Origin of the sequence: Corynebacterium sp. HMSC072G08, assembly GCF_001809185.1 — a bacterium.
In the GTDB taxonomy this organism is placed as follows: Bacteria; Actinomycetota; Actinomycetes; order Mycobacteriales; family Mycobacteriaceae; genus Corynebacterium; species Corynebacterium phoceense.
The window spans coordinates 1-21,931 of record NZ_KV796429.1; the positions used below are offsets into that span (position 1 = coordinate 1).

The following is a 21,931-nucleotide window of genomic DNA, read 5'->3' on the forward strand; positions in this document are numbered from 1 at the left end:
ACAACCCTTAACGAGTTGCTCTCAAGCGACTTGTTCAAACTTAACGAAATGAATTTTATAAGTCAAATCCATGTCGATTCGGTTTGATTGCCGCTAGCTCGTAACCTTTCGGCCATCTCGCTGGCAGCTCGGATAAATATAGGCGAGCCTTTGAAAACGCGCAAATCGCCAGGTAAGTAGCACTTTCGCAGCACCTACCTGGCGATCCCGAATCGTGGTTAATAGAAGGTTTCTTCCTGTGCACGCTCGATAGTGGCACCGAGAGCGGTGAGGTTCTCCACGAAATTCGGGTATCCACGGTCGATATGGAAGACATCGTGGACGGTAGAGACCTCGTCCGCGCACAGGGCGGCGAGCACGAGACCGGCGCCGGCACGAATGTCCGAGGACCACACGTGCGTAGAAGAAAGCTTTTCCTTGCCGCGGATAACAACGTGGTGGCCATCCACCGTCGCCTTCGCACCCAAACGGAGCATCTCGTCCACGAAGCGGAAGCGTGACTCGAAAACGTTCTCCGTGATCATGGTCATCCCCTCTGCCACGGTGGACAGCCCGATGGCCATGGGCTGAAGGTCCGTGGGGAATCCCGGGAACGGCAGCGTTTGGTAGTTGACGGCCTTCGGGCGGCCGTCCATGCGCACCCGGAAACCATTCTCGTAGGTCTCAACATTCGCGCCGGCGAGCTTGAGCTTCTCCAGCGGCAGGTGCAGGTGCCGCGGCGCGATGCCGGTTACCGTAATGTCGCCCCGCGTCATGGCTGCGGCGTAACCCCAGGTACCGGCGACGATACGGTCGCCGATGACCTCATGCTCGGTGGGATGAAGCGAAGGAACGCCCTCAATGGTGATGGTCGACGTGCCCGCGCCTTCGATCTTTGCACCCATGGAAACCAGCATCGAACACAGATCGACAATCTCGGGCTCGCGTGCCGCATTGTCGAGGATCGTGACGCCCGAAGCCAGGACTGCGGCCGTAATGATGTTCTCGGTCGCACCCACCGAGGGGAAATCGATGGAGATCTTTGCGCCGCGGAGGGCTTCGGCCTCGGCGACGACGGCGCCATGTTCAATGCGAGTGACGGCGCCGAGCTTTTCCAAGCCGGACTGGTGCATGTCGAGCGGGCGAGAGCCGATGGCATCGCCGCCGGGGAGAGCGACCTTGGCGTGGCCGCACCGCGCAGTCAATGGCCCCAGGACACAGACGGACGCACGGAACTGGCGGACGGCATCGAAGTCGGCATCGGAACGCAATTCCGCCGGCGTGGTGATTTCCACGCGGTCGCCGTCGATGGTCACGATGCATCCCAGGCCCTCAAGCACCTTTTTCATCAAAGGCACGTCGAGGATTTCCGGGCAGTTGGTCAGGGTTGTGGTGCCCTCTGCAAGCAGCGCGGCTCCCATGAGCTTCAGCACGCTGTTCTTGGCGCCATCAACCTTGACGGTGCCTGCAAGCCGGGCTCCACCGGTTACGTTAAAGATGTCTTTCACACGGGACAGTTTACGGCAAGGCGCCAATACGGCGAGCCGCGTTCACCGCTTCGTAACGCGTGTGTGCGCCCAACTTGCGCATCACGGAGCGCAAATAGGACTTGACGGTCTCGGCACCGATTCCCATTTCTTCGGCGGCCTCGATGTTGGTGTGGCCCAGCGCCACACAAGAAAGCACGTCGAGCTCACGGGCAGACAGCTTCGTAGACTGCTTGACGCGAACCGGAGAGACCATCTGGTCGCAGAGCATCTCGAGCTCGCGGCGCAAATCATCGTCCTCGACACGGTTAGCCAGCATGCGCAGCTTGGAATGCGTGGAACGAATCTGCTCCCACTCAGCACCGTTCATGACGTTGCCGCGTGCCGCAGCACCCTTGGCGCCATCGGCGCGGCGCATGGCGGAGTTGACAGCGAGGTCCTGCTCGAGGGAGCGAGCAGTCATCGTTACTTCTTCGATGACCTTGTCCCCCAGGCGCACCGGCGAGTGCACGCCAACGTAGAGAACACCACGAATCTCACGCTGCACGATGACGGGGACAGCCACGATGGAGTGGAGACCTTCGTCCTGCATGGCGCGGTCATTCTCGTGGGAGATGGTGTTGGCACGAGCATAATCCGTGACACCCACGGCGCGGCGGGTGGAGACCACGCGACCACCGACGCCGACGCCAGCGTCAATGATGAGGTTCTGGAGAGCCGGAGTACGCAGGCCCACCCACTGTGTAATTTGCAGGCGGTTATCCGCCAGCAGCGTGCCATACATGGTGACGGGAATTCCGGTGGCGTTTTTCAGGGAAGAAAGCGCGGCGCGGACGGCTTCTTCGTCATCTTTGATGCGGGGCGTATCCATGTAACTACTCCAGGCTCGGGGACACCCAATAAGGTGCCCTAGTCCCACTCAGGGAAGCGGGCAAATATCCGATAGGTTTTCGGCTTACGGGGGTAATCGTAAACCACACCCACCCCTCTACCCTAATTCCGCATCGTAAACATTCCACCAAAGAGAATAAATATCTGTCTAGAATTTGCGAACCGATCGGTCTAGGACGATAGTGTAGGATCGGCGCTAGCAAAGAAAGACCAACAGATTTTAGGAGGCCACACACCATGGCGCAGGTATTTGATTCCATTCTCGACACCATCGGCGGCACGCCGCTGGTGCGCCTTAACCGCCTTGTTGAGGGCAAGAAGGCCGAGGTTCTCGTGAAGGTTGAGTCCTTCAACCCGGCTAACTCCGTCAAGGACCGCATCGGTAAGGCCATCGTCGAGGCCGCGGAGAAGTCCGGCGACCTCAAGCCGGGCGGCACCATCGTCGAGGCAACCTCCGGTAACACAGGTATCGCCCTCGCCCTGGCTGGTGCAGCCAAGGGCTACAAGGTCATCCTCACCATGCCGGAGACCATGTCCAACGAGCGCAAGGTTGTCCTGCGCGCATACGGCGCAGAGCTCGTCCTCACCCCGGGCGCCGCTGGCATGCAGGGCGCTGTCGACAAGGCAAACGAGATCGTCGCCCAGAACGAGAACGCTATCCTGGCTCGCCAGTTCGGCAACGAGGCCAACCCGGCTATCCACTACGCCACCACCGGCCCGGAGATCTGGAACGACACCGAGGGCAAGGTTGACGCTTTCGTCGCCGGCGTCGGCACAGGCGGCACCGTCTCCGGTGCCGGCAAGTTCCTCAAGGAGAAGAACGCAGACCTCTACCTCGCTGCTGTCGAGCCGGCTTCCTCCCCGCTGCTCACCGAGGGCAAGGCTGGCCCGCACAAGATCCAGGGCCTGGGTGCCAACTTCATCCCGGAGGTTCTCGACCGCAAGCTACTCGACGAGATCCTCACGGCTACCAACGAGGAGTCCATCGAGACCGCTCGTAAGCTCGCCACCGAGGAGGGCCTGCTCGTCGGCATCTCCACCGGTGCGAACGTCTCCGCCGCTCTGAAGCTGGCTGACCGCCCGGAGTTCGAAGGCAAGACCATCGTCGTCGTCGCTCCTGACTTCGGTGAGCGCTACGTCTCCACCGTCCTGTTCGAGGACATCCGCGAGGCATAAGATTTACCGCTAAATAAAAGCGCCCGCCATTTTGGCGGGCGGTTTTTCATACCTATTAGAGTGGGTGCCCATGAGCATTCTTTCCAGAATCCGCGAGGATCTCGCCAACGCCCGAGATCATGACCCCGCCGCGCGCGGCGACATAGAGAATGCCATCGTGTATTCCGGCCTCCACGCCATCTGGAGCCACCGCATCAGCCACTGGATGTGGAAGCGAGGCTGGAGAGGCCCTGCGCGCATTCTCGCGCAAATCAACCGCTTCTTCACCGGCGTGGAGATCCACCCGGGCGCCACGATCGGCCGCCGTTTCTTCATCGACCACGGCATGGGCATCGTCATCGGCGAGACCGCGGAGATCGGCGACGGCGTCATGCTCTACCACGGTGTGACCTTGGGTGGCCAGGTCCTCACACAAACCAAGCGCCACCCCACCATCGGCGATAACGTCACCATTGGCGCCGGCGCGAAGGTCCTCGGCCCCATCACGGTAGGCTCCGGCTCGGCCGTAGGCGCCAATGCCGTCGTCACCAAAGACGTGCCGCCAGACCACATCGCTACGGGCATCCCGGCGAAGAACCGCCCACGCAATCCCAACGAGCGCATCAAGCTCGTCGACCCGGACTACTACATCTAAAGCTTGCCGATGCCCCCTCGTAGGGCCACGCCAAGAGCCCCATGCAGTGCATGGGGCTCTCGTTCGTTTCTCAGGCTCTAAGAGGCCACGAGGTCCTGGTACTCCGGATTCTTGCTGATGAAGCGCTCCACGGCCGAGCAGGTGGGGATAATGGAGCGTCCTGCCGCGCGGGTGTCATCGAGCGCGAACTTGATGAGCGGCTTGGACAGGCCCTTGCCCTGGAATTCGTCATGGACGACTGTGTGGTCGAACTCGCGAACCTGAGCGGAGTCCTTGTAGTCGGCGAAGCCAGCTTCTTCACCATCGACGGTGATGACGTAGCGGGACTGGTCGGTCTGCTGTGCAACGTTGATATCCATGTCGCCATTATGCCGAAACCCCGCCTCCCCGTCGAGACCTCGGTCCTCCCCCATCCCAGCCGCGCGGCGGCAGTTCAGGACAACGAAGACCCTAGATGCTGTGAGTTGTAGCCGCTTCTTTATCCTGAAATCCGGGCTTAAGGCAGCACAACAAAAAATCCTCGCTCCGGAAACCGGAACGAGGAGTATTTTGTGGCCAGAGCCAGGATCGAACTGGCGACCCCACACTTTTCAGGCGTGTGCTCTACCGACTGAGCTATCTGGCCAGAAGTCAGATGACTTCGGCGACCCTGACGGGACTTGAACCCGCGACCTCCGCCGTGACAGGGCGGCGCGCTAACCAACTGCGCCACAGGGCCATATTCTATTGTTGTTGTGCTCTCTGGCACGAGTAGTTACTCTACACAACAACCCTAAAATCACACAAATCACCATGTCACCACCCCTTTCTAGGACGGTGACATGGTGAAGAACTTAGACGTACATACTATTTGCGACGAGCGAGCAGGAATCCGCCCGCAGCGCCCACCGCGATAAGGAGAACGACTCCAGCACCGATGAGCATGCCCTTGAGGTTACTGCCACCAGCAGAGTCCTCACCGGCCTGTGCGACATCAGCGGACTGCTGCTCTGCATTGTCCCCTTCCTTGGGCGCATCCTCGGTCGTGGTCGTCTCAGCGGCCTTTTCGAGGTCTTCTGAGGCCGACGCAAGGTTGATGGGGGTATCGGAAGGCTCGGCACCTGGCTCAAAGTTGGGCGTGAACTCGGGACCGTCCATCGGCTCACCGTCGAGCTCCACCTTGAACGAGTAGCCCTGGTCTATGCCCGCCGTACGATCGTGCTTGTTACCATTCACGCTCTTTGCGAAGACGAGATAGTACGTGCCGGGGAGCGTCAGGGGTCCATCGATGTACTCGGTACGGTTAGCCCATTGCACGGCGGAATCGCCGGCGCTGCGATTCACTTCTTCTTCGCTTCCCACGTAGATATCTTCTCCGGCAAGCACGCTGCCACGCGTGGGGTTATAAAAATCCCACTGCAAGCCGTAGCTCTGGTGCTCCGCGACCGTCTTGCGCCCCTGCACAGTCACGACCGGACGCTTGCCGTAGGGCACATCAAACTTATAGAAGCGATATTCGCCGTCAACGATGGCGTCGTTATAGGTCTCCCCCGGCGTCACGGCTGCCGCGGAGTCGAAGGTAGCGCCACCGGCCACAGGTGCGCCCTCCTCAATCTGCGTGACCCCAGGGAGCTCACGAGACGCATACGGCTTCTTTTCGTCGCCAGCGAACGCGCCAGCCTTGACGTACTGCACGTTGACCTCAACGTCTAGCTCGACATCCTGGTTGACCTGGTCGGAGCTGAGCGTGTCAGCGAAGTACAGCGTTGTCACGATGTCCCAATCGTCCATCTTGATACAACGATTTTCCTCGTCCTCGGGCTGCTTTTCGTTTTGCACCAGCACGCTGGCGGAATAGGGCGGCGTGTAACGGCCGCCGCTCGTCGTGCGTGGGCTCGGCTGTACCGTGGTCGCGTAGCCCTCACAGTTGGGCGCAGGGTTTTCAGCCTCGACCGTGGAGAAGATGTCCGAAGTTACCTTACCATCCGCGTTCTGCTCTGGGATAGCGAAAACCGTGACATACGCGTTGTAGCCCTCAGGCACGGAAAGCTTGGTGTAGAACGGACGATCCTCGGCCTCGTTCTTACCCATACGGGGCAGGACCTTCGTGTGGTAGGTGCCCTCCCCGAGATACTTGGCACTGTCTGGATCATCGGCGAACTCGAACGGGGTGCCCCGCGCCTCGTACATGTTGACAGAACGCAGCGTGAGGAACTCCATGTTCTGCGCAAGCTCAGCAGCATTCGCTGCAGCGAGCGACTGGCCACCCGTTGCCTTAGCGACGCAATCCAGCTCAGACTGCGCCTTCTCGTCGACCTGGAATCCAATGGTGTGAACCGTGAGCCCCACGCCGTCAGCAGCAAGCTCCTTGGCCACGTCGCACACCGGTGGCGGCGCGCAGGTGTCGATGCCGTCCGAGACGAGCACGATGGAATTCTCGCCCTCGCCGCCGGCAGCTTTGAGCTGCTCCGCGGCCTTCTTCAGCGAGTTTCCGATGGGAGTGTAGCCCTTGGGCTCCAAAGCATTAAAGCTGTCTTTCAGCCCGGCCTTGTCGATCCGCCCGACCGGCGATAGCACGGAAATATCCTGGCAACCACGCTCTTTATTATCCGGCGCATTCGACTCCTTGGAGCCATACGCGACGGCGCCGACAAGGGCGCTGTCCGGAAGCTTATCGACGAGCTGGTTCGACGCGTCCTTGGCCACCTGCATCTTCGATGGGCCGCCCTCGCTTTCTGGATCCGCCATGGAGAACGAGGCGTCCATAACAAGCGCCACCTTGGACTGTTTATCGCTCGTCGGTCCCGCGTCTGAGCTCGGCGCTGTAGACGACGCTGCCGTGGACGATTCCTCGGACTGCGCGGCCGCGAACGGGACGACCAGCAAACTGAGGAAAATTATTGAAAGAACTGCGCCCCACGTGCGAGGCGAGAAATGCGATGTAGCCATCTAACCTAGCCTTTGCACAGAGAAGAGTGATTTACTACACAAAAGTACCGGAGATGACAAAAGGTCGCACCTGGAACAGAACAGAAAACACTCGGTCCTTACTTGAAACCAAGCAAGGACCGAGTGCGTCACACAATGCGACCCTGACGGGACTTGAACCCGCGACCTCCGCCGTGACAGGGCGGCGCGCTAACCAACTGCGCCACAGGGCCATATTCGATTTTTTCTGTACGAAGAAAGAATCTTCGTACCCCCAACGGGATTCGAACCCGTGCCGCCGCCGTGAAAGGGCGGTGTCCTAGGCCGCTAGACGATGGGGGCCCGGTACATGTTCGCTCACAGCAGTGTGCAACATGCGACCTCCTAGAAATATACTGGAGTGATCCCCATGCAACAAAATCGCCCGTAGGAGGAGTTGAAAAACCATGGCTGAACAGGCAGAACCCTGCGGCTGCCACGCCCCCGGCACGCATGGCTACAACCAGTCGGAGATTTCAAAGAAGCAATATTTGGCTCGACTCAAGCGAATTGAGGGCCAAACGCGTGGCATTCACCGGATGATCGACGAGGACCAGTACTGCATCGACATCATTACGCAGATCTCCGCGGTAACCTCCGCACTAGAAAACGTCTCGCTGGCGCTGCTCCAAGACCACATCGCGCACTGTGTCGCTGGCGCCGCTGCCGAGGATGGTCACGTGGCCCAGGAAAAGCTCGAGGAAGCCATGACGGCGATTAAGAAGCTCGTGAAGAACTAGCAGCGCTGGCCCCACGCGATAGGCGCCTTACCGGTTATCGGTAAGGCGCCTTGTTTCGGTTGCGGGTTACTTGGTGAAGAACTCCGCAGCGGACTCGAAGAGCAACATGTCATACTCGCCTGGCACGTTCTTGTACGTAGTGGCGGAGATGCGCTCGGAGTGGCCCATCTTGCCCAGCACGCGGCCGTCGGCGGACATGATGCCCTCGAGGGCGAACAGCGAGCCGTTCGGGTTGACATCGATGTCCATCGCCGGGTTGCCTGCGGCATCGACGTACTGGGTCGCGGCAGCCTCCTTGAGGCGCGCCCACTCGGACTCGCCGGCGGTGATGCGGCCCTCGCCGTGGGAGATCGGCACGGTAAAGACATCGCCGACGTTAACTTTGCTGAGCCACGGCGAGTCGTTGTTGACGACCTTGACACGCGAGATGCGCGACTGGTGACGGCCAATGGTGTTGAACGTCAGCGTCGGGGACTCGGTACCCGGCTCGGAGATGGCGCCGCCCGGAACAAGGCCCAGCTTGATGAGCGCCTGGAAGCCGTTGCAGATACCCAGGATGAGGCCGCCGCGCTCATCGAGCAGTGTGTGGACGCCAGCGGTGAGCGCTGGGTTGCGTAGGAAGGACGTCATGAACTTCGCGGAGCCGTCCGGTTCGTCACCGCCGGAGAAACCGCCCGGCAGGTACAGCATCTGCGAGCGGTCCAGGGCGGCTGCCATGCGCTCGACGGACTCGGCAATGTCTTCAGGCGTGCGGTTGCGCACGACGAGGATTTCTGGCTCGATACCGGCGCGCTGCAGCGCCTTCGCGGAGTCGTATTCGGTGTTGGTGCCCGGGAAGACCGGAATGAGTGCGCGCGGGGCGGAGCTGCCCGCGACGCGAGTGGGCGCAGCGGCAGCCGGCGCAGCCGCTGGCACGTCTGCGGGAGCAGAGGAAAGCTCAGTGGAGCCAGACTGCGGCGCCTCGGACGGGTAGATGGGCTCGAGGGTGGCGCGGTAGGCGGCCTCGGCGTCAGCGGATGAGACGGTCTCGGCACGGAAGGTGAAGCCGTCTGCGGTGGTCTCGCCCAGCGCGGTACCAGCGGACGGGGTGGCGTCCTCAGCCCACTCGAGGACGAACGCACCGTAGTTGTAGTCATAGAGCGGGGCGTCGTCTGCGAAAGCGAAGCCCAGGCCCTCGCCCAGCGACATCTTGAGCACGGCCTCGGCCACGCCGCCGAAGCCCGGGGTGTAGGCCGCGGTGACCTGGCCGGAGCGCAGGAGCTCCGTGACGGTCGCGAAGCTGGCGAGGAGGGACTCGGGGGTGGGCAAGCCGACGAGCGCGGTGTCGGCGGCATCGGCAAGCTCCGGGGAGAGCAGCGTGACGGCGTGGCCAGCGCCGGTGAAGTGGTTGGACGCAATGTGGTCAGTGGTCTCGTGGCTCACGGCGACAGAGATGACCGTGGGCGGGACGTGCAGTTCCTCGAAGGTGCCGGACATGGAGTCCTTGCCGCCGATGGCGCCCACACCCAAGCCGAGCTGAGCCTTGATGGTACCCAGCAGGGCCGCGGCAGGCTTGCCCCATGCGGTGGCGGAGTCCATGCGCTGGAAATACTCCTGCATGGACAGGTAGGTCTCGTCGATGGAAGAACCGGTAGCGATGAGCTTGGCCACGGACTCGACGACGGCAAGGTAGGCGCCGTGGTACGGGCTAGCCTCGGTGACGTACGGGTTGTAGCCCCAGGACATCACGGAGCAGTCCGTGGTCTCCCCCATGACCGGGAAGGTGTGGGCCATGGCCTGAATCGGGGTGGCCTGGCGGGAGCCGCCAAAAGGCATGAGGACGGTGCCGGCGCCGACGGTGGAGTCGAAGCGCTCGGACAGGCCCTGCTTGGAGGCGACGTTGAGGTCGCCCGCCATCGCGAGGAAGGACTCGCGGAAGGAGGAGTCCTTGTGAGCCCACTCGCGGCCAGCTGCGCGCCAGTCGGTGGAGGGCTCGATACGCACGTCCACATGCTTGTCCGCGCCGTTGGTGGCGAGGAATTCACGGGAGAGGTCGACGATGGTGTCGCCGCGCCAGGTCATGCGCACGCGTCCCGAGTCGGTGACGTTGGCGACGATGGTGGCGGTGAGGTTTTCCTCGTTCGCGAGCTCGATGAGGCGCTGCGCGTCCTTGGCTTCGACGACGACGGCCATGCGTTCCTGGGACTCGGAGAGAGCCAGGTCGGTGCCGTCGAGGCCCTCGTACTTTTTGGGCACGGTGTCCAGGTCGATGTCGATGGAATCGGCGAGCTCGCCCACGGCGACGGAGACGCCGCCAGCGCCAAAGTCGTTACAGCGCTTGATGAGCTTGGAGAACTCCGGGTTGCGGAAGAGGCGCTGGAGCTTGCGCTCCTCGGGCGCGTTGCCCTTCTGGACCTCGGAGCCCGCAGTGGTCAGGGACTCCACGTTGTGCGACTTGGAGGAACCCGTGGCGCCGCCGATGCCATCGCGGCCAGTGGCGCCGCCGACGAGGACGACGACGTCGCCCGCGTCCGGGACCTCACGGCGGACGTTCTCGGCTGGGGCGCCGGCGACGACGGCACCCATCTCGAGGTGCTTGGCGACGTAGCCCGGGTGGTAGACCTCGTCGACGAGGCCGGTGGCCAGGCCGATCTGGTTACCGTAAGAGGAGTTGCCTGCGGCGGCGGTACGCGCGATGGTCTTCTGCGGCAGCTTGCCGGCACGCGTGGTGGTCTCGAGCGGGTTTCCGGAGCCGGAGATGCGCATCGCGCCGTAGACGTAACCGCGGCCGGACAGCGGGTCGCGGATGGCGCCGCCGATGCAGGTCGCCGCGCCACCGAAGGGCTCGATCTCCGTCGGGTGGTTATGAGTCTCGTTCTTGAACAGGAAGAGCCACGGTTCATCCTTGCCGTCGACCGTGATGGTGACGTGGACGGTGCAGGCGTTGATCTCCTCGGAGACGTCGAGCGCGTCGAGCTTGCCCGTGGCGCGCAGGACCTTCGCGGCAATGGTCCCCATGTCCATGAGCGTCACCGGCTTGGTGCGACCAATGGAGTCGCGCGCAGCAAGGTAGTCGTTGTACGCGGCCTCCACGGCCGGGTCGTGGAACTCGATGTTGTCGAGGACCGTCTCGAAGGTGGTGTGACGGCAGTGGTCCGACCAGTAGGTGTCGATGACCTTGAGCTCAGTAATGGTCGGGTCGCGCTTCTCCGACTGGAAATAATCGCGCACGAGCATGGCGTCGTCGACGTCCATGGCCAGGCCGTGGGAGGCGACGACCTCGGGAAGGGCGGCATCGGAAAGCTCGGTAAAGCCGGTAAGCCGTGCGACGTCTGCTGGGCGTGGGGCCTCGACAACGAGAGCCTCGGGAAGCTCGAGGGAGGCCTCGCGGGCCTCGACCGGGTTAATGAGCCCGGCGCGCATGGCCTCCGGAATTTCTCCGTCCACGGCGTAGAGGACGGCCGTACGGACGGTGGGGCGCTCTTTTTCAAAGAGGAACTGGATGCACTGTGCCGCGGAGTCCGCGCGCTGGTCAAACTGGCCGGGCAGCGGCTCGACGGCGAGGATGGCCTTGCCGTCCAGGCCGGCCTCCTCGAGCGTGGCGTACATGTTGTCGACCTGCGGCTCTGCGAGCACGAGGTTGACGGCGGTGGCGAACTCGGCGTCGGTCGTGCCCTCCACGTCGTAGCGATTGAGCATGCGCACCGCCACTCCGTACTCCGCCGAGAGTGCAGCTGCGTGGCCGCCCTCCCGATTTTCCACGTACACACGCTGAACCATCGCGCCTCCCAGATAGCTAGTAATAGTCGAAGTTTTACGGTTCTGCCAGCAAGTATATGGACTTGCGACACCGCGTACTAATCCCCCGCTATCCTAGCGTGCAGGGCACCCCCGCGACTCGATTCTGCGGAGGCTGACGGTACACAACGGTGTCACAGGGATACATGGGCTATCCGATGCCTCTTTCTGCAGTCTCAGCCGAGGATGGAATGCCAACCGGTTTTCTCGCGATTGAACACTGCTCCCCCAGAGTTTCCGTAAGGACTTGAGGGCTGGGAACAAATAAGCGCCTGGCCGGCCGTACCGACAAAGCAACTTAGCGTATAAGTTTGACCGGTGACGGAACTTGTCACTTGGAAATCGTTGACAGTCGCAAGCACAATATTGCCGCTTGCGCCTGCCCGAGATTCGTATGCCTGCGCAATGGCGGCATCATAAATCGCCATGGCAAACGCGCATGATGCATCATCATTGGCGTCGACCCTAACCCCGTCTGATGTCATTCCGCAATAACCGCCAATTTGCTCGGGATTCGCGGCGATGTTATTGCTGTGCGGTTGTGCCGCAGGCGCTGCAGGTACGGCGGTGCTCATGGCTTCGGCAGGGGTCTTCTCCGCGGTGCGAGGAGCGGGCTGGTGCGACTCTGTGCTCGGATCAGCCGGCGCTGGAACCGTCATAGTTACTGTGCGCGGACCGGCCTCACCTTCGCCGGAACACCCTGCTAGAGCAAGAGGGACAAGGAGAACAGCCGCGGCAGTGGCACGAAAGATGGAGGATATGAGACACCTTAGAGACGACGAAACAGACGCCTATCGAGAGGCGAAGACACATAAATCATAAGACACGGCTACGCCTGTGCACGTGGAATTGACATACCGTTGCAGCGCTTCTCGCCGCTCACCCACCGCAAGCATAAATCCCCCGGCCGCTGTGCAGCCGAGGGATTATCGGTGGGCCCTCCGGGGCTCGAACCCGGGACCTGCGGATTAAAAGTCCGTAGCTCTACCAACTGAGCTAAAGGCCCAACGCCCACCTAGTTTAGCGGTGAGGTTGTGTGGAAGCGAAATCACCCCGGGGTAGTCCCCAGGGTGACCTACGCTCAGCGCATGCGAGGGATTAGCCGCGCATGTCGCCCTTCTCCGCGAAGTTGATCTGGAAGTCGAAGGCCGTCTTCAGATCGTGCGGGGTGTGCTGGAACTTGTTCTGCTTTGCGCGCTCGTAGTACTCCTCGAGCAGCGGGCGGTAGTCCGGGTGAGCAACGGAGATGACCTTCTCCACGCGTTCCTTGGGAGCCAGGCCGCGCAAATCAGCAACACCGTACTCGGTGATGATGACCATCGTGTCGTGCTCCGTGTGGTCGATGTGGGACGCGAACGGAACGATAGCGGAGATGGCGCCATCCTTGGCCACAGACGGGGAGACGAACGTGGAGATGTAGGCGTTGCGGGTGAAGTCGCCGGAGCCACCGGTGCCGTTCATGATGCGAGTGCCGCCCACGTTGGTGGAGTTGATGTTGCCGTAGATGTCGGCCTCAATCATGCCGTTGGAGGCAATGAGGCCTACGCGGCGGATGACCTCCGGATGGTTGGAGATCTGCTGCGGACGCAGGATGATGTGCTCCTTGTACTTCTCCGCCTTTTCGTTCATGCGGTCCGCGTACTCCGGAGACAGCGCGAAGGAGGTTGCGGATGCCATGGTCATCTTGCCGGCGTCGATAAGGTCAATCATGCCGTCCTGGATAACCTCGGTGTAGGCCTGGATATTCTCAAACTTGGAGTCGAGCAGGCCCGCCATAACGGCGTTCGGGACGTTACCCACGCCGGACTGCATGATGAACTGGTCGTAGGCCAAGCGACCGGCAGCTACCTCGCCCTCGAGGAAGTTAATAAAGTTCGCAGCGATCTTCTCCGAGACCTCATCCGGCGCCTTGAACGGGGCGTTGCGGTCCGGAGCGTCGGTCTTCACGACGGCGACGACCTTCTCCTGCGGAATCTCGATGTAGGTGGTGCCCACGCGGTCGCCCGGCTTGGTGATCGGAATCGGCTGGCGGTTGGGCAGCTTTTCAATCTTGTAGATGTCGTGCATGCCCTCGAGGTGCTCAGACTGCCACTCGTTGACCTCGATGATGATGCGCTCTGCGGCTTCGATGTACTCGAGATTGTTGCCCACGGCCGACGACGGCACGATGTTGCCGTTGTCGAGGATGCGGACGGCCTCAATGATGGCGACCTGGAAGTCACCATAGAAGCCTTCCTCCACCTGCTGGCCCGAGTGGGACAGGTGAATGTCCTGGTAGAGGGCGGAACCATCATTGAACTTGCCGCGCAGCACCGGATCGGAGTTGTACGGGGAGCGGAAGCGAATGGCGTCTGCCTCGGCGAGAACGCCGTCGCAGTCCGGGGCGGTGGACGCACCGGAGAAGACGTCGATCTGGAATTCTTCACCAGCAGCGTGAGCGGCCTTCGCCTTCTCTGCGATCGCAGTGGGCAGGGCCTTCGGGTAGCCAGCACCGGTGAAGCCGGAAATGCCGACACGGTCGCCGTGGTTGACGAACTTAGCCGCTTCCTCAGCGGAAACAACGAGGTCCTGATAGAAACCGATACGCTCGGACAAGGCGATTCCTCCTGTGGTGTAAAACCGAATGTTAGTTACCTGGAACACAATAGCGAAGATCTGTTAAGGGTGTAGGATTATTTCACCATTTGCCTATAACCTGCGAAAAAAGGCACAATTAGGGGGTGAATTTGCGCATCGGTCCCCTCGAATTAGCCTCCCCCGTCATCCTCGCGCCCATGGCGGGTGTAACAAACATGGCTTTTCGCACCCTCTGCCGCGAGCAGGAACTCGCGCGCACGGGAACAGTCTCCGGCCTCTATGTCTGCGAGATGATTACCGCCCGCGCCCTCGTGGAGCGCAACGAGAAGACCATGCACATGATCGAGTTCGCACCGCAGGAAACCCCACGCTCGCTCCAGCTCTACACCGTGGATCCGGAGTACACCTACCGCGCCGCGAAGATGATCGTCGACGACAACCTCGCTGACCACATCGATATGAACTTCGGTTGTCCCGTGCCCAAGGTCACCCGCCGTGGTGGCGGTTCAGCCCTGCCCTATAAGCGCCAGCTCTTTGGCAACATTGTCGCCGCGGCCGTCAAGGCCACCGAAGGCACGGACGTACCGGTCACGGTAAAAATGCGCGTGGGCATCGATGATGAGCACCACACACACCTCGACGCCGGCCGGATTGCTGTCGACAATGGCGCAGCAGCCGTCACCCTCCACGGACGCACGGCCGCGCAGCGCTATTCCGGCGACGCTCGTTGGGACGAGATCGCGCGCCTCAAGGAACACCTGGGCGACGAGGTCCCCGTCCTCGGCAACGGCGATATCTTCCGCGCTGACGACGCACAGCGCATGATGGATGCTACGGGCTGCGACGGCGTGCAGGTCGGCCGCGGCTGCCTGGGCCGCCCCTGGCTCTTCGCGGAGCTTTCCGCCCAGCTGCGCGGCGAGCCCATCCCGGACGAGCCCACACTCGGCGAGGTCACCCGCATTATCGTCCGCCATGCCGAGCTCCTGGCAGAGCACGACGGCGAAGACCACGCCGCGCGCGATATCCGCAAGCACATCGGCTGGTACATGCGAGGCTTCCCCGTGGGCGGCCAGGTGCGGGCCAAGCTCGCCCAGGTCACTTCGCTCGACGCGTTGCGCGAGATCCTCTCACCCTGGGCCGACTCGGAGGCCAAGGCTGCCGATGCCGCCGGTGCACGCGGGCGCCAAGGCTCCCCCGCCAAGGTCGCGCTGCCCGATGGCTGGCTCGACGATCCGGAGGACATCACTGTTCCCCACGCCGCAGACATTATGAATTCTGGCGGTTAAGGTCCCCGCCTTACCATGCGAGCACCCTCCCACGTAACGACTATCACCCCGTGCGCACGAGGTAATTCTCCTTACCACATGCACAATCGTGCCACGTCGGGTTATTTAAATGATCATTGAGTAAACGGCAGGTAAATTCCAGCACCTCCTAGTAGGCCACATGGACGATACCCTTCCTTACGCCTACCTCTTTGGACATAAATTTCTTGGGGGTAGACCCACCTTTCCCGTGCAATCCTTTCTATGGCGTAATAGGATGACAGTCATGCGTACGGCATACCGCGAACATCTCGACAACTTCTCCCACGACCTCATTGGCATGTGTGACGGCGTCGAGCAAATGATGAAACTGGCCTCATCTGGCCTGCTCACCGCCGATCTCCAAAAGGCGGAAGAAGCCCTGTCCCTCAAGGACGATCTTGAGGAGACCCGCGCTCGGTGCGAGGAGCGCGCCGTCAGCCTGCTCGCACTCGAAAATCCCATGGGCAAGGATCTGCGCCAGGTCGTGTCGTCGATCTACATCGTGGAAGACCTTTACCGCATGGGCAACCTCGCCAAGCACATCGCGACCGCCGCCCGCCGCCGCCATCCCGAACCTGCCATTCCGGACGCCTACCGTGGCTTCTTCGAGGAATACACACGCTTGTGCATTCACCTCCTGGAGCAAACGCGTGACAATCTCATCGCCCCAGACCCTGACCTCGCCATCCAGGCCGCCAAGGATGATGACGCAGTCGATGACATCAATGGCCACCTCATGTCCGTGCTCACCCAACGCGAGTGGACCGAGTCCACGCGCGCTGCGGTCGACATGGCACTGCTCTCCCGCTTCTTCGAGCGTTTCGCAGACCACGCCGTGAGCGTCAACTCGCGCATCGTCTTCCTCGTCACCGGACTCGCCCCCGAGCGCTACCTCGCGAAGAAGGATGAGGAAGCCCGCGCCGAGGACTTCGAGGAACGCTTCGCCGACATCACGAAGCAGTTCCGTAACTAGTCGGCGGCACGCAGCCGCCCCATCGGCGCGCCTTAGCGAGCGCGCAAAACAACCGGTGTGCGGGCCCAGCCGCCGGCTAGGTCACGCTCGCCGTCGCCGGAAGGCACAAGGTCGAAACGCGGCAGCAGCTCCGCGAAGAACGCGTGAAGCTCGTACATAGATAACGGCTTCCCCGGGCAATAATGCGCGCCCACGCCCCACACCAGGTTGTCTGCGGCGTGGCCTTCAGGATCAAAGCCCCTAAACGTGTGGGGGTCGCGGTTGGCCGCAGTCCAATGCAGGCGCACACGCGTGCCGGCGTCCAGCTCTTCCCCCGCCACATGCACCGGGCAAGTGGTCACGCGGCGATTGGAGACGAAGGGATCGTCGAGACGCAGCAGCTCGTCCGCGATGGCAACGAACTCCATATGGCTCACCCCGCCGCGCAGGCGCTCTTGGAGCGGCACATTATCCGCGAGAGCACGCACAATGACGCCAATGCACTTGGCCATAGAGCCCAGGTCCCCTGCCGTCCAATTGCGCAGGATGGAGACGATCTCAGCGTGCTCAAGGCCGTGGTCGTGCGCGAGATGCCACGTGACGGAGCCCTCGGGAGTGGCCTCGAGGGCGGCCGTGATGATCTCGTCGTATTCCGCCGCGACGCGTGCCGTCCAGGCGCGGTCGCCCGAGCGCGCGGCGCGCGCGTTCTCCGCAACCCAATCCAGCAGACGGTCCTCTAGCGACTCGGGCCAGCTCAGCCAGTGCCGCATGGCGCGCACGCTGAAGAGCGCTGCCAGGCGATCTGCGTCGAGGCTATCCGCAGCGCGGTCGAGTACGTCACGCGCGACGGAGCGGAAATCCATCTCGGCCACGACCTCAGCATTGAGGTAGATATCAAGCAGCGTGCGGAAGCGTGCGTGTTCCTCGCCATCGAGACCGTTGGGCAGCTGGAGGTGCGCAGACACCCCAGAAGAATAGGAGGCCGGGTCGAGCGTGATCTCGCGTGCGGCGGCGTGACCCACGACGATCACCTCCGCGTCGGTGTGCACGAGCTGGGTGCCGAGGGAATGCTGGTGGTCGCCGAAAGCGCGGGGATCAGTCATGCCGACCAGTCTATAAAAGAAACACCCCAGGACGGCAGTTCCATGTAACTGAATCAGCACAAGGGAACCGCTGCCTGGGGCGCAGAACGGTTGCGAGGGAGGCTTAGCCGAAGCGGCCGGAAATGTAGTCCTCGGTCTCCTTCTTCGACGGGTTCTCGAAGATATTCTTCGTGTCATCGAACTCAACGAGGTGACCCGGCTTACCGGTGGCCTCGAGGGAGAAGAAGCCGGTCTTATCGGACACACGGGCTGCCTGCTGCATGTTGTGCGTCACGATGACAATCGTGAAATTCTCCTTGAGCTCGTGGATGAGGTCCTCCACAGCGAGGGTGGAAATCGGGTCCAGAGCCGAGCACGGCTCGTCCATGAGGAGCACCTCGGGCTCGACCGCGATGGCACGGGCGATGCACAGACGCTGTTGCTGACCACCGGAGAGGCCGCCGCCCGGCTTGTCCAGGCGGTCCTTCACCTCATCCCAGAGATTGGCGCCGCGCAGGGAACGCTCGGCGACTTCCTTGAGCTTCTTTTTGTTCTTCTCGCCGGACAGCTTGAGGCCAGCGACAACGTTTTCCTCGATGGACATCGTGGGGAACGGGTTCGGCTTCTGGAAGACCATGCCGATGGTGTTGCGCACGGACACCGGGTCGACCTTGGAGCCGTAGATGTTCTCGCCGTCAAGGAGGATCTCGCCCTTGACGGAGGCGCCCGGGATGACCTCGTGCATACGGTTGAGAGTGCGCAGCACGGTGGACTTGCCGCAGCCGGACGGGCCGATGAAGGCGGTCACGGCCTGGGCCGGAATCTGCATGTTGACGTTCTGCACGGCATGGAAATCGCCGTAGTAGATGTTCACGTCGTTGAGCGAAAGCTTGGACATGTGGGTCTTTACTCCTGTGAGTGGATAAGTCTGGGGGCGGGTTTACTTCTTAACGGAGAACTTCGCAGACACCCAGCGGGCCGCGACGTTGAGGACGGCGATGAGGATAACCAGCGTGAGCGCGGCGCCCCAGAGCTTGTCGAGCACGGCAGGCTGCGCGCCGGCCTTGTACATATCGAGCATCATGAGCGGCAGCGAGGACTGCGGGCCCTTGAAGGAGTCCCAGTTGATAGACGACGAAGAGCCAACCAACACGAGGACCGGAGCGGACTCGCCCATGACGCGAGCGACGGCGAGCATGATGCCGGTGACAATGCCGGACAGTGCCGTGGGCAGGACGATACGTGCAATGGTCTTCCACTTCGGGACGCCGAGGGCGTAGGACGCCTCGCGCAGGTCCATGGGCACGACGCGGAGCATTTCTTCCGTGTTGCGGACCACGAGCGGAATCATGAGGAGCACGAGGGAAAGCGCCACGGCGAAGCCGGAGCGGTCGAAGCCGAAGAGCGTGATCCACATAGCGAAGACGAACAGCGCTGCGACGATGGACGGGACACCGGAGAGGATGTCAACCATGAACGTCGTCATGCGGCCGAGGAAGCCGCCCTTGGAGTACTCCACCAAGTAGATGGCAGTGAAGATGCCGATGGGCACCGAGATGAGCGTCGCGAAGAGGGTCTGGACGAAGGTACCGATGATGGCGTGCAGTGCACCGCCGCCCGCCTCGGTGTTCATGATGCCGCGCTGGGACGTCGTCCACCACTCAGGGCTGAAGATGACGCCAGAGCCGCGGGCAATGAGCTCCCACAGCACCCACACGAGCGGGATCATCGCGATGATCATCGCGCCCCACACGACGGCGGTCGCAATGCTATTCGCGATCTTACGGGAGCCGGAGATGTGCTGGAACGCAGAGCCGTTTTTTACCGGAATTGCAGTAGTTGTAGTCATGCTGGGCTCCTCCTTACTTCTTATTCACGATGGAACGGGCAATGGCGTTGACCAGGAAGGTCAGGAGGAAGAGCATGAGGCCGGCGGCGATGTAGGCGCCAGCGCGCATCTCGTTACCAAACTCGGCGGCGGCCAGGGCGATGGCCGTCGCGAACGTCGTACCGCCGTCGAAGAGCGTGAAGCGGAAGTCGATAAGCGGCGAGACGACCATGTACAGCGCCATCGTCTCACCGAGCGCGCGGCCGAGGCCGAGCATGGAGCCCGCGATGTAGCCGGAGGTACCAAACGGCAGGACGGTCATGCGGATGACTTCCCAGCGGGTCGCGCCGAGTGCGAGCGCGGACTCGATCTGGCCCGGAGGGGTCTGCACGAAGACCTCGCGGGCGGTCGCCGCGATAATCGGGAGAATCATGACGGCGAGCACGATGCCACCCGTGAATATATTGCGGCCGGTCTCAAAAGACGGCGAATTGTCGTAGACCTTGAACAGGAAGAAGCCGCCGGCCCAGGACTCGAGCCAGGTGTAGAACCCGGAGAGCTTGGGTCCGAGGACCTGCCAGCCCCACAGACCGTAGACGATGGACGGCACGGCCGCGAGCATATCGACGAGAAAACCGAGCGGTTTTACGGCGCGGGCCGGAGCATAGTTCGACAGGAAGATGGCAATACCCAGCGCGATGGGCATGGCGATAAGAAGCGCGAGGACCGAGATGAGAACGGTCGACGCGAACATCGTGGGGATACCGAACTGCATAGCATCCGTATCGCTCGTATTCCAACGCTCACCGTAGGTGAAGAATCCAACGACTCCTCCCTCGTTGACGTTGAGGGCCGGGACGGCGCGCCACAGGAGGAACAGCGCGATGGCTGCAATCATCACCGTGATGAGCGTCGCGGACGCGGTGGACAGGAATTCAAAGACACGGTCGCCAGGGCGACGGACGCCCTTGCCCGAGTCTACAGTAACCACGTCATTCGTCGGCTTCGCAACGGTCGCCTGAGCGACAGTCGTTGGTTCCGCCTCGGGCGTGGGCGCCGTGGTGAGGTTGTTGTCTGCCATGAGACTACGAAATCCTTTAGTTAGCGGGTGCGAGGGGTGTTACGCCCGCGCAGCGGGCTATAACGGCAAAGTTTTGGGAAACATGCCATAACCCCCAAACGTTTGTGCAACGGTTTGGGGGCAGCATGCGCGGCGCCGAACACGGCGCGACGCGGCGAAGGTCACCCGAAGCGAGCGACCCTCACGGGCGAAACTCTTAAGCGAGAGCCTCGACAGCAGCCTTCAGGCGGTCCAGGTGAGCACCAGAGACCGGGATGAAGCCAGCGTCCTCGAGCTCGGTGGACTGGTTGTCCAGGACAGTCTCGAAGAAGGCCTTGACCAGGGCGGCCTCGGACTCGTCGTAACCAGCGGAGCAGACGATGTTGTAGGTGGTGAGGATGAGCGGGTAAGCACCCTCAGCGTCAGAGGAGAAGAGCGCGTCCGCGTCGACGACCATGTCGTGCTCGGAGTTGGTCTCCTTGAAGGCCAGGTTGTCCAGAGCCTTGGCGACGGAGTCGTTGGACAGCTCGACCGGGCCATGACCGAAGTCGATAGCAGCGGTGGAGACGTTCTCCTTCTGCTTAGCGAAGCCAGCCTCGACGTAGGTGATAGCACCGTCGATGGAAGCAACCTGGTCAGCAACGCCGGAAGAGCCGTTAGCACCCTCACCGACGGCATCCGGGAACTGCTTGCCCTTGGAGTCCCACTCGCCGGTAGCAGCCTTGAGGAACTTCTGGAAGTTGTCCGAGGTACCAGACTCGTCAGAACGGAAGACGACGGTGATGTCCTTGTCCGGAAGCTCGACACCCTCGTTGGCGTCAGCAATAGCCGGGTCGTTCCACTTCTTGATCTCGCCCTTGAAGATCTTGGCGATGGACTCGGTGGTGAGGTTGACCGTCTGGTCGACACCCTCGAGGTGGTAAGCGATAGCAACCGGGCCGATGGTGGACGGCAGGTGCCATGCGTCGTTGCCGCCGCAACGCTCGTTAGCCGAGGTGACCTCGCCATCCTCCTCATCGAGCGGGGAGTCAGAACCAGCGAAGGTGGCGGTGCCGTTGATGAAGGCCTCAACGCCGGCGCCGGAACCGGAAGCGGTGTAGGACAGGTCAGCGTCCGGGTACTTCTCGATGAAGGCCTTCTGGAACACGGACATGGCGTTCTGCTGGGAGGAAGCTCCCTCGCCGACCAGGGTGCCGGAGACGGAAGAGTCGCCCTGAGCAGAGTCGGAGGAACCGGAGTCAGAAGACTCGGAGCAAGCCACCAGAGCGGTGGAGGAAGCGGCGATCAGGCCGAAGATAGCTGCGGTGCGCTTGAAGTTGCGAATCACGGGAAACCTTCCAGTTATGTAGAGCAGATTCGAAAGAGGTCATTGGGGAGCCTGGATGACCACCCTTTTTCATTCTTTGGCGGGGGCCACGAGCTCACAGCGACATAACCTAACGAGCCTGGGTTAACCGAAAAGGTCACTTTCAGTGAACACAAGGTAAACAGTTAT

The 21,931-nt window shown here is 61.9% G+C and carries 17 protein-coding genes and 5 tRNA genes; 5 read left to right on the forward strand and 17 right to left on the reverse strand.

Features of this window, described 5'->3' with window-relative positions:
• Positions 1 to 218: 218 nt before the first annotated feature.
• Both murA and ramA read right to left on the reverse strand, forming a co-directional pair.
• On the reverse strand, positions 219 to 1,487 hold the full coding sequence (gene murA / locus HMPREF2559_RS08110; RefSeq protein WP_066490348.1) for a UDP-N-acetylglucosamine 1-carboxyvinyltransferase: 1,269 nt from the start codon (positions 1,485 to 1,487) through the stop codon (positions 219 to 221).
• Positions 1,488 to 1,497: 10 nt separating this feature from the next.
• Positions 1,498 to 2,337, reverse strand: coding sequence for an acetate metabolism transcriptional regulator RamA (gene ramA / locus HMPREF2559_RS08115; RefSeq protein ID WP_066490341.1), 840 nt, complete (start codon positions 2,335 to 2,337; stop codon positions 1,498 to 1,500).
• A 257-nt stretch (positions 2,338 to 2,594) separates the two neighbouring features.
• Between ramA and cysK the strand changes: the two genes are divergently transcribed.
• Positions 2,595 to 3,533, forward strand: coding sequence for a cysteine synthase A (gene cysK, locus HMPREF2559_RS08120; RefSeq protein WP_066490339.1), 939 nt, complete (start codon positions 2,595 to 2,597; stop codon positions 3,531 to 3,533).
• A gap of 70 nt (positions 3,534 to 3,603) precedes the next feature.
• The gene (epsC, locus tag HMPREF2559_RS08125; protein WP_066490337.1) at positions 3,604 to 4,167 is read left to right on the forward strand and encodes a serine O-acetyltransferase EpsC; all 564 of its coding nucleotides are present in this window, start codon (positions 3,604 to 3,606) and stop codon (positions 4,165 to 4,167) included.
• Positions 4,168 to 4,244: 77 nt separating this feature from the next.
• Here epsC and HMPREF2559_RS08130 read toward each other — a convergent pair whose 3' ends face one another.
• The 6 genes from HMPREF2559_RS08130 to HMPREF2559_RS08160 all read right to left on the reverse strand — a co-directional run bounded on the left by HMPREF2559_RS08130 (position 4,245) and on the right by HMPREF2559_RS08160 (position 7,416).
• Positions 4,245 to 4,526, reverse strand: a complete 282-nt coding sequence (locus HMPREF2559_RS08130; protein ID WP_066490330.1) for a GNAT family N-acetyltransferase — start codon at positions 4,524 to 4,526, stop codon at positions 4,245 to 4,247.
• Positions 4,527 to 4,719: 193 nt separating this feature from the next.
• Positions 4,720 to 4,792 (reverse strand) — tRNA-Phe (locus HMPREF2559_RS08135).
• Positions 4,793 to 4,811: 19 nt separating this feature from the next.
• Positions 4,812 to 4,885, reverse strand: a tRNA-Asp gene (locus HMPREF2559_RS08140).
• A gap of 128 nt (positions 4,886 to 5,013) precedes the next feature.
• The gene (locus tag HMPREF2559_RS08145; RefSeq protein ID WP_168162242.1) at positions 5,014 to 7,032 is read right to left on the reverse strand and encodes a vWA domain-containing protein; all 2,019 of its coding nucleotides are present in this window, start codon (positions 7,030 to 7,032) and stop codon (positions 5,014 to 5,016) included.
• Between the two features lie 201 nt (positions 7,033 to 7,233).
• Positions 7,234 to 7,307: transfer RNA gene (locus HMPREF2559_RS08155), tRNA-Asp, on the reverse strand.
• 36 nt (positions 7,308 to 7,343) lie between these two features.
• Positions 7,344 to 7,416 (reverse strand) — tRNA-Glu (locus HMPREF2559_RS08160).
• Positions 7,417 to 7,520: 104 nt separating this feature from the next.
• Between HMPREF2559_RS08160 and HMPREF2559_RS08165 the strand changes: the two genes are divergently transcribed.
• Entirely contained in the window at positions 7,521 to 7,853 is a 333-nt protein-coding gene (locus tag HMPREF2559_RS08165; protein WP_066490319.1) for a metal-sensitive transcriptional regulator, read from the forward strand.
• Positions 7,854 to 7,919: 66 nt separating this feature from the next.
• Here the strand turns inward: HMPREF2559_RS08165 and HMPREF2559_RS08170 are convergent, their stop codons facing one another.
• The 4 genes from HMPREF2559_RS08170 to HMPREF2559_RS08180 all read right to left on the reverse strand — a co-directional run bounded on the left by HMPREF2559_RS08170 (position 7,920) and on the right by HMPREF2559_RS08180 (position 14,225).
• Positions 7,920 to 11,612, reverse strand: a complete 3,693-nt coding sequence (locus tag HMPREF2559_RS08170; protein ID WP_066490316.1) for a phosphoribosylformylglycinamidine synthase — start codon at positions 11,610 to 11,612, stop codon at positions 7,920 to 7,922.
• Positions 11,613 to 11,806: 194 nt separating this feature from the next.
• Positions 11,807 to 12,205, reverse strand: coding sequence for a hypothetical protein (locus tag HMPREF2559_RS12780; RefSeq protein WP_141759228.1), 399 nt, complete (start codon positions 12,203 to 12,205; stop codon positions 11,807 to 11,809).
• 358 nt (positions 12,206 to 12,563) lie between these two features.
• Positions 12,564 to 12,636: transfer RNA gene (locus tag HMPREF2559_RS08175), tRNA-Lys, on the reverse strand.
• A 92-nt stretch (positions 12,637 to 12,728) separates the two neighbouring features.
• Positions 12,729 to 14,225: a succinate CoA transferase gene (locus HMPREF2559_RS08180; RefSeq protein WP_066490313.1), complete on the reverse strand. Its 1,497-nt coding sequence runs from the start codon at positions 14,223 to 14,225 to the stop codon at positions 12,729 to 12,731.
• 125 nt (positions 14,226 to 14,350) lie between these two features.
• Here HMPREF2559_RS08180 and dusB point away from each other — a divergent pair, with 125 nt between their 5' ends.
• Both dusB and phoU read left to right on the forward strand, forming a co-directional pair.
• The gene (gene dusB / locus HMPREF2559_RS08185) at positions 14,351 to 15,493 is read left to right on the forward strand and encodes a tRNA dihydrouridine synthase DusB (protein WP_066490310.1); all 1,143 of its coding nucleotides are present in this window, start codon (positions 14,351 to 14,353) and stop codon (positions 15,491 to 15,493) included.
• Between the two features lie 265 nt (positions 15,494 to 15,758).
• Positions 15,759 to 16,487 carry a phosphate signaling complex protein PhoU gene (gene phoU / locus HMPREF2559_RS08190; RefSeq protein WP_066490302.1) on the forward strand — a complete coding sequence of 243 codons (729 nt, stop codon included), beginning with the start codon at positions 15,759 to 15,761 and terminating at the stop codon, positions 16,485 to 16,487.
• Between the two features lie 32 nt (positions 16,488 to 16,519).
• On the opposite strand, the gene HMPREF2559_RS08195 is transcribed toward phoU, so the two are convergent.
• The 5 genes from HMPREF2559_RS08195 to pstS all read right to left on the reverse strand — a co-directional run bounded on the left by HMPREF2559_RS08195 (position 16,520) and on the right by pstS (position 21,763).
• Entirely contained in the window at positions 16,520 to 17,569 is a 1,050-nt protein-coding gene (locus HMPREF2559_RS08195; RefSeq protein ID WP_070540255.1) for a cytochrome P450, read from the reverse strand.
• A gap of 103 nt (positions 17,570 to 17,672) precedes the next feature.
• Positions 17,673 to 18,446, reverse strand: a complete 774-nt coding sequence (pstB, locus tag HMPREF2559_RS08200) for a phosphate ABC transporter ATP-binding protein PstB (protein WP_066490292.1) — start codon at positions 18,444 to 18,446, stop codon at positions 17,673 to 17,675.
• A gap of 42 nt (positions 18,447 to 18,488) precedes the next feature.
• Entirely contained in the window at positions 18,489 to 19,397 is a 909-nt protein-coding gene (gene pstA, locus HMPREF2559_RS08205; protein WP_066490290.1) for a phosphate ABC transporter permease PstA, read from the reverse strand.
• 13 nt (positions 19,398 to 19,410) lie between these two features.
• The gene (pstC, locus tag HMPREF2559_RS08210) at positions 19,411 to 20,457 is read right to left on the reverse strand and encodes a phosphate ABC transporter permease subunit PstC (RefSeq protein WP_066490287.1); all 1,047 of its coding nucleotides are present in this window, start codon (positions 20,455 to 20,457) and stop codon (positions 19,411 to 19,413) included.
• 196 nt (positions 20,458 to 20,653) lie between these two features.
• Positions 20,654 to 21,763, reverse strand: a complete 1,110-nt coding sequence (gene pstS, locus HMPREF2559_RS08215) for a phosphate ABC transporter substrate-binding protein PstS (protein ID WP_066490280.1) — start codon at positions 21,761 to 21,763, stop codon at positions 20,654 to 20,656.
• Between the last annotated feature and the right edge of the window lie 168 nt (positions 21,764 to 21,931).

Excerpts from the sequence above, each read along its gene's own strand:
- ramA (WP_066490341.1), bottom strand. The coding sequence starts at position 2,337 with ATGGATACGCCCCGCATCAAAGATGACGAAGAAGCCGTCCGCGCCGCG.
- cysK (WP_066490339.1), top strand. The coding sequence starts at position 2,595 with ATGGCGCAGGTATTTGATTCCATTCTCGACACCATCGGCGGCACGCCG.
- epsC (WP_066490337.1), top strand. The coding sequence starts at position 3,604 with ATGAGCATTCTTTCCAGAATCCGCGAGGATCTCGCCAACGCCCGAGAT.
- HMPREF2559_RS08130 (WP_066490330.1), bottom strand. The coding sequence starts at position 4,526 with ATGGATATCAACGTTGCACAGCAGACCGACCAGTCCCGCTACGTCATC.
- HMPREF2559_RS08165 (WP_066490319.1), top strand. The coding sequence starts at position 7,521 with ATGGCTGAACAGGCAGAACCCTGCGGCTGCCACGCCCCCGGCACGCAT.
- HMPREF2559_RS08170 (WP_066490316.1), bottom strand. The coding sequence starts at position 11,612 with ATGGTTCAGCGTGTGTACGTGGAAAATCGGGAGGGCGGCCACGCAGCT.
- HMPREF2559_RS12780 (WP_141759228.1), bottom strand. The coding sequence starts at position 12,205 with ATGAGCACCGCCGTACCTGCAGCGCCTGCGGCACAACCGCACAGCAAT.
- phoU (WP_066490302.1), top strand. The coding sequence starts at position 15,759 with ATGCGTACGGCATACCGCGAACATCTCGACAACTTCTCCCACGACCTC.
- HMPREF2559_RS08195 (WP_070540255.1), bottom strand. The coding sequence starts at position 17,569 with ATGACTGATCCCCGCGCTTTCGGCGACCACCAGCATTCCCTCGGCACC.
- pstB (WP_066490292.1), bottom strand. The coding sequence starts at position 18,446 with ATGTCCAAGCTTTCGCTCAACGACGTGAACATCTACTACGGCGATTTC.
- pstA (WP_066490290.1), bottom strand. The coding sequence starts at position 19,397 with ATGACTACAACTACTGCAATTCCGGTAAAAAACGGCTCTGCGTTCCAG.
- pstC (WP_066490287.1), bottom strand. The coding sequence starts at position 20,457 with ATGGCAGACAACAACCTCACCACGGCGCCCACGCCCGAGGCGGAACCA.